Origin of the sequence: Peptoniphilus raoultii (genome assembly GCF_900099555.1) — a bacterium.
Classification (GTDB): Bacteria; Bacillota; Clostridia; order Tissierellales; family Peptoniphilaceae; genus Peptoniphilus_A; species Peptoniphilus_A raoultii.
Genome location: NZ_FMWM01000002.1, coordinates 268,745 through 281,329, shown reverse-complemented (window position 1 = coordinate 281,329; position 12,585 = coordinate 268,745). Strand labels below are relative to the sequence as shown.

Here is a 12,585-nt window from a genome sequence, read left to right as displayed (position 1 = left end):
TAAATTCTAATTGGTTATTTGTCAGCATTTGCTGAATTTTCAGCAGCTGCAGAATTTTCTACATTTTCTTCAGCTGGTAATATTTCATAGGCATCAGTTGGATCGGCAACTGAAATCCATGTTTGGCCAGGAGTGAGATAAATTTCTTCCCCATCTTGTCTTGTAAAAATAGTTTTTTCATCAAAGGAATTTTTTTGCCAATTAATTTCTATTAATTTGCCATTTGAAAGTAAAAGACCATTGCCGCTGCCAACTATATCAATTGTAAGAGTTCCAAGAGGTCCTGTCACCTTGGATGCAGCAAATTCTATAATAATATTTGATGGAGTGACATCTTTTTTGTCGTGTTCATCAATAACTGTTTCATTATTTCTAATGACCCTATATTTATTTAGACTTTCGTCATATTCATAGACTTCCTTATAGGATTTAAAAAAGTTTAAAGTTAAGGATGTACAGATTTTTTCGGCCATTTGCTCTTTTATATTTTCTAAATCTTTTGTAGTGTCAAATTTTAGGGGCTTAACATCGTCTGTAAGATCATATTTATATTTTTCAGCTTGCTCTCTTAAAAGCTTAGATGATGTGTAGCCATCATGTGGTCTTTTTTTGCCAACTTCTTTATTTCTGTAATATGTTATACCTTCAAGGGCAATGCCATCTAAATCATTTACACCAATTTTTGGAATTTCTGCATAGCCAAGTTCTGATCCGCCCCAGTGGGCATAAATTGCATTATATTCTTTTGCAGTGTCAACAAAATATGGTCTTGCAGACCTAACGGGCCCAATAACTTCTGGGGAATTAGATTGAAATATTGCCATATATCTTGTAAATTCTCCTTCAGCCTTAAATTCATAGATAAGATCTGCCATATTTAAAGCGGATTGTGGAATAGCGTCAAAATGATTGTCAAGCATAACTGCAAAGGGTCTTTTATTTAAGCTATCCTCTGAAACTTCAAGCCCACTTAAGGGAGATAAAATTTTTTCTTCCTCTTCCTTAATTTTTTCTGTTTCCATAGACTCCTTTGTATTTTCTTCCTTGTCATTTGATCTAAGGTCTTTACATCCAACTAAGGAAAAGACAAGGCCCATTAAAAGCAAAAGAAGCCCTAACTTTTTTAATTCTAATCTCATTATTTACTCCTTATTATATTTTCTTTCTAAAAAATCTATAAAAGATTTGATATTTGCCTCTTTTTCATGCCCCTTACGAAAAATTATTTTATAGTCCTTTTCCTTTCCCATTTCCTTAATTTTTATTAAAGAAAGGTCTGGACAGTTAAATTCATAAAGGCTACCAATTGTAATGGCTTTTCTAGCTTTTAAAATATTTAAAACCATATCCTTATTGCTGCAAATATATTTAATTTTTAAATTAAAGCCCCTGTCCTTCAAAAGGCAGATAAAATTTTCCTTATCTTCATCTGGAAAATTTTGGGTTACAAAATTTTCATCTTCCAAATCTTTTATAGAAATTTCTTTTTTATTAGCTAAAATGTGATTTTTTGCGACTATTAATCCTTCTCTGTCCCTATAAAAAGAAATATAGTCAAGCTTTCTCTTTAAATCTTCCGGCAAATCTCCTTCTATAATGCCGGCATCAATATAACCCATTTGTGTATATTCTATAAGCCTGTCATTTTCAAGGACGCTTGTTTTAACTTCAAGGTCCTTATGGATGTTTTCAAACTCCCAAATCATATCCATTAAAAAATTTCCTGTAAAACTTGTACTAAAGGCAAGATTTAAATCATAATTATTAGATGAAATCTTTAAAAACAAAATTATATCTTCAAATTTTTCTATTAATTGCAAAGCATTATGATATAATCTAATACCTACGTCTGTTATGTAAAGTTTTTTGGAAATTCTTTTAAATAGCTCAACAGAATATTCTTTTTCTATTTGAGAAATTGCATGAGACACAGTAGGTTGAGAAATGGAAAGATTTTTAGCCGCAAGGGACATATTTTTTGTCCTTACAACTTCGCAAAAAATTTCTAAATCTCTAATTGTCATGATACCCCCCCTTTGTTTAAGTTTAATATTTTAGGGCAGAAAAAGCAATATTTCTATAGAAAAAAACTAATGATAAGATAGAAAAAAATTTTATAAGGATTTAATTTTATGGCTTAATAATGCTATAATCAAATTAAGAGGAATTTGTTTTTATATGTAATTATTTAGAATGAGGAGGAAAGATTGAGGAAATTAAGAAATCTTCTTAGCAAGAATGTATCTTTAACTGAAGGGTCAATTTATGAAAGCATAATTTTATTTGCCATTCCCTTGGTTTTAACAAATTTTTTGCAACAACTTTATAATACTGCAGACCTTATGATTGTTGGTAGATTTGCAGGTGCAAGGCCCATGGCTGCCGTTGGTGCAACAGGACCTATTTCAACACTTTTAATTGGAATGTTTTTAGGTTTGACAACGGGAGCTGGTGTAATAATTTCTATGTATTTTGGGTCTGACGATTATAAGGGACTTCAAAAATCTGTTGAATGTGCATATTTTATAGCTATAATTTCAGGACTAATAATTGCAATTTCCGGAGCTGCCACAACGCCTTTTCTTCTTAAAATTTTAAAAACTCCTGACGATATTATGAAAGATGCCGAAAATTACATGAGGATATTTTTTCTTGGGGCCCTGCCACTTTTAATTTATAGTATGGGAGCTTCCATTTCAATTTCAACAGGGGATTCACGAAGACCCTTTAACTTCTTATTAATTGCAGCTATGGTGAATGTTGTTTTGGACCTTATTTTTGTTGGTCTTTTAAAAATGTCAGTCATTGGAGCTGGGATTGCAACTTTTTGTGCCCAATCAGTTTCTGCAATTCTCGTAACTTTAAACTTAACAGGCTCTGATCAGGCTTTTAGATTAAGGCTTAAAAAAATTTCCTATAAAAAGGAAGAAGCCAATAAAATTTTTGCCATTGGAATCCCAACTGGCCTTCAGGCATCACTTATTTCCTTCACCAATGTTTTAATTCAGGTCAAGGTAAACTCTTTTGGCTCAAATGTCATTGCTGGTGTTGCCGCAGAATCAAGAATTGACGGATTTATTTTTACAACCCTTCAAGCAGTTGCCCTTGCAGCCACAACTTTTGCAGGGCAAAATTTTGGAGCCAAAAAATTTGACAGGATAAAAGAAGGGGTTAAGGTTTCAACAATAATAACTCTTGGCCTAGCAGGATTTTTATCAATACTTGCCATTGTATTTTCTAGGAAGCTTATTTCCGCCTTCAATCCAAATGAAGAAGTTGTGGAAGTTGGTGCAAGAATGCTTAGAATTTTGTGTTATTCAATTTGGGCCTTTGGCCTTTCAGAAAATCTTTGTGCCTTTATTAGGGGGGCAGGAGAAGCCATGGCACCAATGGTTATTTCCTTTGTGGGACTTTGCTTTTTAAGGATGGCCTTTATATATTTGCCCCTTCCAAATTGGGACAATATTAATATTTTATTCTGGTCCTATCCTGTATCCTATGCTGGAAATCTTTTAATGACTTGGATTTATTACAAATATGGGAAGTGGAGAAAAAAAGTACAGGCTTAATTTAATAGTAAATAAGTTATGTTTATTAAAAAAGGACTCTCGTTAGAAAGTCCTTTTTTAATACTTAAAATTATTAAAGTTCGTTATAGTGAACTTTTGAAGAAACATCAAATTCTTCATGGTCTTTTGTTCCACGCTTTTTGTAGCCAACAGGAACTAGGCAAACAGCTTTGTAGCCCTTCTTTATATTATAATTTTCCTTGAAATATTCTTCATAGGGAATTTTTTTAGAAGTATTTCCTTCGCTAACATTTATCCAAGCAGTGGAAAGGCCTTCTTCTTCAGCAAGAAGTTGGAAATATGATGCAACAATTGCACATTCTTCTTCAGCTGTTTTTGAAAGCTCAGTATTTCCTACAAACATAACAACGCAGGGGCATTCTTTTAAATAATTTGTTGCATAGGAATCCATTTCTGAAAGTTCATTAATCTTTTCCTTGTCATCAATTACTAAAAATTCAACAGGGTGAGAATTTCCATTTGATGGTGCCATAGAAGCATACATAAATAATTTATTTAAAAGTTCTCTATCAACTTCTTGATCCTTAAATTGTCTAACAGTCCTACGTTTTTTTATAAGTTCTTGTAACATAAATTCAACTCCTTAAAATTAATTAACTATATTCTACCACAAAAAAATGTTTATTTTTAAATAAATAAAGATTTAAAAAAAGTTATGCAAAGGATGCCACAAATTAAAAATTATAAATTTTACGATAATTTCTTAAAAACTCTTACTTTAATGCCTTTGCTATAGTAAATATAAAAAAATATAAAATTTTTTGAAAATATTTTCATAAAAAGCTTGACAAAATCAATCTAAGATATTATTCTATTAGTGAAGTGAAAACTTCATCATCTTTTTTCTTCCCTAGAGGATGCAATGTTTTGGTACATATCTGCATCCTCTTTTAATTTGTTTCAGTTCTGTTACATTCCATGTTTTTTGTAACATAAATTTAAAGTATTTTTTTTAAAATCTTGCTATAATTTAAGTAGAAGTTTTGGAAGGGTTGAGATTATGAAAAAAATATTTTTAATTTCTTTTTTATCTCTAACTATTTTATTTTCAAGTGCCTATGCAAGAGTTTATCAAGATACTGAAAATCATTGGGCAAAAAAAAGTATTGATGTCGTAACAAATTTTAATTTGATGTCAGCTTATGAAAGAAATTCTTTCAAACCAGACCTACTTATGAAAAAAGTTGATTTTTTTGCAGTCGTAAATAAGCTGGCCGATTTAAAAAAGACCTATACCGTTACTTTTTCTGATGTATCTACAGATGATAAATATTACAATGACGTTGCCAAGGCAATTAAGGCAGGATATTTGACACCAACAATGGGGAAATTATATCCGGAAGATCCCATAACTAGAGAAGAAGTTTGCGAAATTTTAGGTTATATGTATGGTCTTAAGAAGAATACGGAAATTTTAAAGGAATTCTCTGACGCAAATGAAATTTCCGATTCAGCAAAGGGCTATGTTGGAGCGCTTGTTAAGGCAAATATTATAAATGGATATGAAGCAACAAAATTTGCTCCCAAAAATGAAATGACAAGAGCTGAAATTGCTACAGTTTTAGGATCTCTCTTAAATGAATACAATCGCCCTCAAGAAAGAGTTGTCATTGATTCAAAAATAAAATTTGGAGATAGAAATCTGTACGAATAAGTTAAAACTTATGAAAATTAATTAGACATATATAAGAAACCAAGCATTTTATATATGTCTAATTTTTTTGCCCTTTTTTCTAAGATCGGTGAAAAAAGAATTTAAAAGTTCTGATGAAGTTTTTTCCATAATTCCTCCCACATAAAAAGTTTTGTGGTTAAAACCGCCGCCTGTTAATAGTTTTAGGTGAGAGGAAACGCACCCATATCTTTTGTTGTAGGCAGCAAAATATAAATTTTTGATGCGGGCATTTATTATGGCCCCAAGGCACATTAGGCAGGGTTCCAAAGTAACATATAAATCCGTACCTTCTAAATGATAGGATTTTAATTTTTTTGATGCATCTGAAATTGCCATAATTTCTGCATGATATAGGGGATTTTTTTTCTTTTCTTTTAAATTATAGCCCCTGCCAATAATTTTCCCATTTTTTACAAGGACAGCACCAATTGGCACGTCCCCATTTTTATAAGAAATTTTTGCAAGTTCAAGGGCCTTTTCCATAAAAATTTTATTCATAAAAAAATTATAAACTAAAATTAAAAAAATTTCAGCTATTTGACATGTGTTATCAAGATAGTATAATAAAGTAGAGGGAAGAATTTTTTATATTAATTGAGAGGTGCTTATGAATTTAGAAAAACTTAAAACTAGGATTAACGACATAGTATTAGAATATGCAAAAACGGTTACCCATACGGGAACAAAACTTGAAAAAAATAGTGAAGAATTTTTTAACAAGTGGTTTAAAAATTTAAAAGAAATTTCTAAACTTCCCCTTGACTACGGCATCTATCCCTGCAAGGATGATTATTTGGAAAGGTCTGTTGCCTATTCTTTAATCAGGGGAAAATCTAAAAAAACTGTTGTTATGATTCACCATAGCGATACTGTAGATATTGAAGATTTTGGGAAACTAAAGGACATTGCCTATGATCCTGAAAAGATTTTAGAAAAATATAAATCTGGTGAAGTGGATTTAATTAGTGAAGTTAAAAATGACTTAGATGGTAAGTGGATGTTTGGCAGAGGAATTTGCGATATGAAGGCTGGCGGATCAATTCAAATGGCCCTTATGGAAGAATACTCAAAGGATGAAAATTTTCCGGGATCACTTCTTCTTGCAGCAGTTCCTGATGAAGAAAATCTTTCAGCGGGCATGAGAACTCTTACATATATTTTAGATGATCTTCATAAAAAATATGATTTGGAATATATTTTAATGCTTGACGGCGAACCTCATATGAGGGAAAAAGATGACGAAATGATAATCTATGACGGCTCTATTGGAAAAGTTATGCCAATTTGCCTTGCAAGGGGAAAATTAACTCACGTTGGTCAAGTTTACCAAGGCTTAAATCCCATTTCCCTAATTTCTGAAATTATTTCTCTAACAGATGTAAATCCAATGTTTATTGAAAAGAGAGGAAATACTGTAAGTCCTGCACCAACATGGCTTTATTCAAAGGACAGAAAATATGTCTATGATGTTTCTCTACCTATTTCTGCTGGAGCTTATATGTCAGTTCTTCCGCTTTCAAGAACCCCAGATGAAATAATGAATGAATTAAAAAATATTTCCCTTAAAGCTTTTGGCAAGGTAATTAAGAGAACGGATGAATCCTATAAAAAATATTTATCTTTTTATGGAGAAGAGGGAGAAATTTCCTATCCTCCAAAAGTATTTCTTTTTAAAGAGCTTGTTGATGAAGTTAAAAAAGAAAAAGGGGACATTGAAGAAATTTTAAAAGACAAGGAAAATGACTTAACTAAAAAAGTTTTTGATGGCGAAATTTCCATTCCGGAAGCTGTTTTTGAACTTATTGAAAGCCTTCTTTTAAATTACTCCTATAGGGGACCTGTTGTTGTTTGGGGTATGTGCCCACCATATTATCCATCTGTAAACAATATGGAACTTGAAAGCGGAGAATTTATGAATTCTGTTATGGAGAAGACTGAAAAGTTTATAGAGGATGAATTTTCTTTAAAATTAAAGGTTCAAAATTATTTTACAGGCATTTGCGACCTTTCTCTTGCCATGCTAAATCTTTCTGATGAATCTATAAAATATGTGGAAGAAAATCTTTTGATGTGGAATACTTTCCCTCTTGCTCTTGACCTAATTAAAAAATATTCAATGAGCGTTTTAAATGTTGGGCCATGGGGCAAAGATCTTCATAAATATACTGAAAGAGTAAATAAAGATGATATGTTTAAAAAGATACCTGAAATTATGGACTTCATAATTAAGGAAATGTATAAATGATTTCTTAAGATTTAAAGACTCGGCTTTGCCCGAGTTTTTTAATGGTGTAATATTTTTAGCAAAAAAATTTTGTGGCGATTTTAGATTAATAATAATGGATAATCTTTTAGATTTAAGGTATTATATTTATTGAGGTTAATATGAGTATAAAAATAATAGCAGACAACGCTTGTGATTTAAGCAAAGAAAAAACACAAAAACTTGATATAGAAATAATTAATATCTCACTTATCTCAAATGGGGGAGAAGAAATAAAAGATATTGGACCAGAGGAAGTTTTTAAGAGGCAAGAGGAGGGCGAAGTTTTTAAGACTTCTCAAATTTCTCAGTTTTCCTACTATGTTGCCTTTGAAAAATATATTAAGGAGAAAAGACCTTTTATTTATCTAAGTCTTTCTCAGGGTCTGACGGGGGGCTACAATAATTCTCTTATTGCTCTTAAAGAACTTAGAAAAAAATATGGCGATTTTAAGGGAGAGTCAATTGACACTGAGGCAGCTTCTGTTGGTATGGGAATTTTCACCTACCTTGTAGGGAAGACAGCCAAAGAAGATTATTCTTTTGAAGAACTTCTTGAGCTTTCAGAATTTTTAAGGGAAAATATAGGTCATGTCTTTACTGTTTTTGATTTAAAATATCTTTATGAAGGAGGCAGAATTTTAAGAGTTGGGAAAAATCTTTCCGATATGTTAAATTTAATGCCTATAATAAAAGTTAAGGACAAAAAACTTAAGGTTTCTGAAATAATTAGAGGAAGAAATAAGGCCATAAAGAGAATGGCAAATATAATTATTAAGGAATCTGAAGGAAGCCTTAAGGATAAAATAATTATGCCCGTATATGGAAAAGATGAAGACACAATTGAAACTTTTATGGGTCTTTTAAAAAATGGCGGATGCGAAAATATTTTAAGCCACCAAATGGGATATGTTATAGGCTCTCATGTGGGTCCTGACATTATAGGAGCGGGATATTTAAAAAAATCCCTTCCTCAAAAATTTGCAAAGATTTTAAAATGACACGCCGAGGGCGTGTTTTTTGCTAATAGATTATTTTTAAGGAGAATTATGAAAAAATATATTATGGCCTTTGATGCCGGCACAACAAGTGCAAGAACAATTTTATTTAATTTAAAGGGGGAAATTGTATCTTCCGCTTCAAAAAATATTTTGCAGTTTTTTCCCCATCCGGGTTGGGTTGAGGAAGACCCAAGCGAAATATGGTCTGCACAAATTTCAACAGCTGTTGAAGCGATGTCAAAAATTTCTGCATCCACTGATGAAATTTATGCAATTGGAATTACAAACCAAAGGGAAACCACAATTCTATGGGACAAAAAAACTGGAGAAGCTCTTTATAATGCCATTGTATGGCAGTGCAAGAGGACTTCAAAATATTGCAGGGAATTAGAAGAGGTTGATTTAAAAGACAAAATTAGAGAAAAAACTGGCCTAATAATTGACCCCTATTTTTCAGCAACAAAAATAAAATGGATTTTAGACAATGTAGAAGGAGCAAGAGAGAGGGCGGAAAAGGGAGAAATTTTATTTGGTACAGTTGATTCCTATTTAATCTATAAATTAACAGACGGAAAAATCCACATAACAGATTATTCAAACGCTTCAAGAACTATGTTCTTTAATATTAATAATTTGGAGTGGGACAAAGAACTTTTAGAAATTTTTCAAATACCAGAAAAAATTCTTCCGGAAGTTAAAAATTCAGGCGAAATTTATGGAAAGTCCTCTTCAAAATTTTTGGGAGGACAAATTCCCATAGGGTCAGCCATTGGCGATCAGCAGTCATCACTTTTTGGGCAGGCTTGCTTTAAAAGTGCCATGGCAAAAGCAACTTATGGAACGGGAGCCTTTGTTTTAATGAACACGGGATATAAGGCAGTTCAAAGTAAGCATGGGCTTGTTACAACAATTGCATGGGGACTTGACAATAAAATTTCCTATGCCCTTGAAGGATCAATTTTTGAATGTGGTTCTGCCATAAATTGGCTTAAGGATAATTTAAAAATTTTAGATGTAGCAGATGATTCAGAATACATGGCAACAAAAGTTAAGGACACCTGCGGATGTTATGTTATCCCAGCATTTTCTGGTCTTGGCGCTCCCTATTGGGATTCCTCAGCAAGGGGAACAATTGTCGGCTTAACAAGAGCTGTTACAAAAAATCATATAATAAGGGCAACTCTTGAAAGTCTTTGCTATCTTTCAAAAGATGTAATATCTGCCATGGAAGAGGATGCAGGTTTTAAATTAAAAGAGTTAAAAGTTGACGGAGGCGTAAGTGCCAACAATTTTATCCTATCCTTTCTTTCTGATTTAATTGATTCAAAAGTTTTAAGACCAGAAATTCTAGAAACAACAGCCCTTGGTGCCGGCCTAATGGCAGGTCTTGCCTCAGGGGCCTATAAAAATTTAGAGGAGCTTAGTGAAATTTTAAGGATAGAAAAGATTTTTGAACCAGAAATTGATGACATTAAAAGAGAAGAAATTTTAAAAAAATGGCATAGGGCCTGTAAATATTCTCTAGCTTTTGCCGAAGAATAAAAAAATTTAAAATATTAAAAAAATTTACAAAAAATATTTTTAAAAATTTTTTATGGGTATAAGTATCTTAGGAGTGATAAAAGATGTATGATATTATAATTCTTGGAGCAGGCCCAGCAGGTTTAAGTGCTGGAATTTATGCAGCAAGAAGCAAGAAAAAAGTTTTAATTATAGAAAAGGCGGCGCCAGGCGGTCAAATGGCAGAAACAATTTCCATAGAAAATTATCCTGGGTTTGATAAGATTTCAGGGGCAGAACTTGCCATTAAAATGCAAGACCAAGCAAAAAGCTTTGGGGCAGAATTTGTAACAGATGAAGTCCAATGCCTTGAAATTGAAGGCAAGATTAAAAAAATCAAGGGAAAATTTGGAGAATATGAAGGCAAATCTTTAATTATTGCAGAAGGATCAACACCAAGACCCCTTGGAGCAAAAGGCGAAGAAGAATATAAGGGCAAGGGAATATCTTTCTGTGCAACTTGTGATGCAGCCTTTTATGATGGCCTTGAAGTTTATGTTATTGGCGGTGGAGATGCAGCTGTTCAAGAAGCTTTGTTTATTGCAAACTTTGCATCAAAAGTTCATATAATTCACAGAAGAGATCAGCTTCGTGCAGCGGAAGATTTGCAAACTAAGGCAGAAAATAATGAAAAAATTGACTTTATTTGGAATAGCCAAGTTACAGAAGTTAAGGGAGATAAAATTGTCAGATCCTTTGTCCTTAAAAATTTAAAGACAGGAGAAGAAAAGGAAATAAATCCAGGCGAAACTTTTGGACTTTTTGTATTTATAGGATATTTGCCAAACACAAATCTTTACAAGGATATTTTAGACCTTGATGGCAAGGGCTATATAATTACAGATGACGAAATGAAAACAAAAGTAGAGGGAGTTTTTGCAGCAGGAGATATTAGGTCAAAGACAATTAGACAAGTTGTTACTGCAGCAGGAGATGGTGCAATTGCAGCAATGAACGCCCAAAGATATGTAGACGCACAAGAAGGAAACCTATATGAAGGTTTAAAGGAAAATAAATAAAAAAATCGGTTAACTTATTTACAAAAAGAATATCATCAGATGTTCCTCTGGAGGCTTAAGCCTCCATTTTTTATGGAAATTTTCATTAAAAGTGGAAAATGAAATGACGGCTGAAATTAAAAATTTTCATATTTAAAATATTGTTGCTATTTTTTGAAAAACTTTATATAATGATATCGTTAATAAAATGACAAAGGAGTTAATAATGAATAGAATTGCTTTAATTGGCGTAATCGTAGAAGATTATTCTTCAGTAATTAAATTAAATGAATTTCTTCACGAATACAGAGATTATATTATTGGAAGGCAAGGGATTCCCTACAAAGCAAGAACCTTGAATATTATTTCCATTGCTTTAGATGCTCCACTTGACACAATTAATGCCCTAAATGGCAAATTGGGCTCTTTAAAGGGAGTTTCTTCCAAATGTATTATTCAGTAAATGGATGTAAAAAAAGTTTGTCAAAAGTTTTATGAAACAAAAAAAATTTCTCTTGAAGAATTTTCCTTTCTCTATAATTTAGAGGATTATAGGGACTTAAATGCCTTTGCAAGAAATCTATCCTTGAAAAATTTTGGCAACAAGATTTTTATAAGGGGTCTTGTTGAAATTTCAACCTATTGCAAAAATAACTGTCTTTACTGCGGTCTTAGACGGGACAATAAAAATATGACCCGAATGAGACTGGAAAAAGATCAGATTTTAAAAAGAGTTGAAGCAGGTGCTGCCATGGGCATTCACACCATAGTTCTTCAAGGGGGAGAGGACCCCTATTACACCAAAGATCTTATGACTGATATTATTTCTGTCATAAAAAATTCTCATCCTGAAATGGCCCTTACCCTTTCCATTGGCGAAAGGCCTTTTGAGGACTACAAGGCTTTTAAAAAAGCGGGTGCTGATAGGTTTTTATTAAGACACGAAACTAATGACGAAGATCATTACAGGCTTCTTCATCCTAAGAAAATGAGTTTTAAAAATAGGATGAGATGCCTTAATGATTTAAAAAGTTTATCTTATCAGGCAGGCTGCGGAATGATGATAGGTTCTCCCTATCAAAAGCCTGAAAATCTTTACAAGGATTTGCTTTTAATTTTAAAATTTAAGCCGCAAATGGTGGGGCTAGGGCCTTTTATTGCCCAAAAAGATTCGCCCTTTAAGGATTTTGCAAATGGAACTTTAGATTCAACCCTAAAAATTTTATCCATTGTAAGAATTGCTGATGAGAAATTACTTTTACCTGCGACAACAGCTCTTGGTACTATTCGTGAAGGCGGAAGGGAGTTGGGAATTTTAGCAGGGGCAAATGTATTAATGCCAAATATTGGTGATAGCAAATTAAGGCAAAACTATAAATTATATGACGGAAAAATTGGCACTGCGCTTGAAAATAAAGACGATTTTTATTCTCTAAGTTCAAAAGTTGCAGCCATTGGTTATGAATTATCTCTTGTTAGAGGAGATTATTGACAGGAA

12 protein-coding genes are annotated in these 12,585 nt (G+C 32.5%); 8 read left to right on the top strand and 4 right to left on the bottom strand.

The genetic code is table 11. The features are described 5' to 3' along the window. Positions 1-14: 14 nt before the first annotated feature. Both BQ4446_RS01245 and BQ4446_RS01240 read right to left on the bottom strand, forming a co-directional pair. Positions 15-1,139, bottom strand: coding sequence for a DUF3048 domain-containing protein (locus BQ4446_RS01245; protein WP_071025950.1), 1,125 nt, complete (start codon positions 1,137-1,139; stop codon positions 15-17). Positions 1,140-1,142: 3 nt separating this feature from the next. After that, positions 1,143-2,024 carry a LysR family transcriptional regulator gene (locus BQ4446_RS01240; RefSeq protein ID WP_071025948.1) on the bottom strand — a complete coding sequence of 294 codons (882 nt, stop codon included), beginning with the start codon at positions 2,022-2,024 and terminating at the stop codon, positions 1,143-1,145. 183 nt (positions 2,025-2,207) lie between these two features. Between BQ4446_RS01240 and BQ4446_RS01235 the strand changes: the two genes are divergently transcribed. Then, entirely contained in the window at positions 2,208-3,569 is a 1,362-nt protein-coding gene (locus BQ4446_RS01235; protein WP_071025946.1) for an MATE family efflux transporter, read from the top strand. Positions 3,570-3,642: 73 nt separating this feature from the next. On the opposite strand, the gene BQ4446_RS01230 is transcribed toward BQ4446_RS01235, so the two are convergent. Then, positions 3,643-4,161, bottom strand: a complete 519-nt coding sequence (locus BQ4446_RS01230) for a nitroreductase family protein (RefSeq protein WP_071025944.1) — start codon at positions 4,159-4,161, stop codon at positions 3,643-3,645. Between the two features lie 429 nt (positions 4,162-4,590). Here BQ4446_RS01230 and BQ4446_RS01225 point away from each other — a divergent pair, with 429 nt between their 5' ends. Then, positions 4,591-5,244: an S-layer homology domain-containing protein gene (locus tag BQ4446_RS01225; RefSeq protein WP_245149635.1), complete on the top strand. Its 654-nt coding sequence runs from the start codon at positions 4,591-4,593 to the stop codon at positions 5,242-5,244. A 48-nt stretch (positions 5,245-5,292) separates the two neighbouring features. On the opposite strand, the gene BQ4446_RS01220 is transcribed toward BQ4446_RS01225, so the two are convergent. Then, positions 5,293-5,763: a nucleoside deaminase gene (locus BQ4446_RS01220; RefSeq protein ID WP_071025940.1), complete on the bottom strand. Its 471-nt coding sequence runs from the start codon at positions 5,761-5,763 to the stop codon at positions 5,293-5,295. A 109-nt stretch (positions 5,764-5,872) separates the two neighbouring features. Between BQ4446_RS01220 and BQ4446_RS01215 the strand changes: the two genes are divergently transcribed. The 6 genes from BQ4446_RS01215 (at position 5,873) to hydE (ending at position 12,579) form a co-directional block, all read left to right on the top strand. Next, positions 5,873-7,510 (top strand): M20/M25/M40 family metallo-hydrolase, encoded by a 1,638-nt coding sequence (locus BQ4446_RS01215; protein WP_071025938.1) that lies wholly within the window; start codon positions 5,873-5,875, stop codon positions 7,508-7,510. A gap of 140 nt (positions 7,511-7,650) precedes the next feature. Next, positions 7,651-8,529: a DegV family protein gene (locus BQ4446_RS01210; RefSeq protein ID WP_071025937.1), complete on the top strand. Its 879-nt coding sequence runs from the start codon at positions 7,651-7,653 to the stop codon at positions 8,527-8,529. Between the two features lie 48 nt (positions 8,530-8,577). Next, a complete protein-coding gene (glpK, locus tag BQ4446_RS01205) occupies positions 8,578-10,071 on the top strand; it encodes a glycerol kinase GlpK (protein ID WP_071025935.1) in 1,494 nt (497 codons plus the stop codon). An 83-nt stretch (positions 10,072-10,154) separates the two neighbouring features. Next, a complete protein-coding gene (gene trxB / locus BQ4446_RS01200; protein ID WP_071025933.1) occupies positions 10,155-11,108 on the top strand; it encodes a thioredoxin-disulfide reductase in 954 nt (317 codons plus the stop codon). A 205-nt stretch (positions 11,109-11,313) separates the two neighbouring features. Then, positions 11,314-11,550 (top strand): TM1266 family iron-only hydrogenase system putative regulator, encoded by a 237-nt coding sequence (locus tag BQ4446_RS01195; RefSeq protein ID WP_071025931.1) that lies wholly within the window; start codon positions 11,314-11,316, stop codon positions 11,548-11,550. After that, entirely contained in the window at positions 11,551-12,579 is a 1,029-nt protein-coding gene (gene hydE / locus BQ4446_RS01190; protein ID WP_071025929.1) for a [FeFe] hydrogenase H-cluster radical SAM maturase HydE, read from the top strand. Positions 12,580-12,585 lie beyond the last annotated feature (6 nt).